The organism is Salinivibrio sp. KP-1 (assembly GCF_000968645.1).
Lineage (GTDB): Bacteria > Pseudomonadota > Gammaproteobacteria > Enterobacterales > Vibrionaceae > Salinivibrio > Salinivibrio siamensis.
The window spans coordinates 1-676 of record NZ_LAQR01000018.1 but is presented as its reverse complement, the minus strand read 5'-3'; the positions used below and the strand labels follow the sequence as shown (position 1 = coordinate 676).

Below are 676 nucleotides of genomic sequence, written 5' to 3'. Positions count from 1 at the left end.
ACATGTCACTGATTGAGAACTTTACTGTCATTCTTTAAGAATGACTTGTCAGCTTTCCAGATTGTTAAAGAGCATGTCGTTTATTGCTAAATAAACCACTTTGTAATCACACTCGAAAGTATGTTTATAAAGTGGCGTCCCATAGGGGAGTCGAACCCCTGTTACCGCCGTGAAAGGGCGGTGTCCTAGGCCTCTAGACGAATGGGACACGCTGATATGTTTGGGAACATATCCTCTTTAATACTTCAACCTATACAATCTGTGTGAACACTCGCAAAAATAGCGTCAGTAAGGAGGTGATCCAGCCCCAGGTTCCCCTAGGGCTACCTTGTTACGACTTCACCCCAGTCATGAACCACACCGTGGTAAACGCCCTCCCGAAGGTTAAGCTATCTACTTCTGGTGCAGCCCACTCCCATGGTGTGACGGGCGGTGTGTACAAGGCCCGGGAACGTATTCACCGTGGCATTCTGATCCACGATTACTAGCGATTCCGACTTCATGGAGTCGAGTTGCAGACTCCAATCCGGACTACGACAAACTTTAAGGGATTCGCTCCACTTCGCAGCTTCGCTGCCCTCTGTATCTGCCATTGTAGCACGTGTGTAGCCCTACTCGTAAGGGCCATGATGACTTGACGTCGTCCCCACCTTCCTCCGGTTTATCACCGGCAGTC

At 49.4% G+C, this 676-nt stretch carries 1 tRNA gene and 1 rRNA gene; both read right to left on the bottom strand.

The window, feature by feature from the left end:
• Positions 1-132: 132 nt before the first annotated feature.
• A tRNA-Glu gene (locus WN56_RS08535) sits at positions 133-208 on the bottom strand.
• Positions 209-289: 81 nt separating this feature from the next.
• Positions 290-676: ribosomal RNA gene (locus WN56_RS08530) — 16S ribosomal RNA — on the bottom strand; the annotation flags it as partial.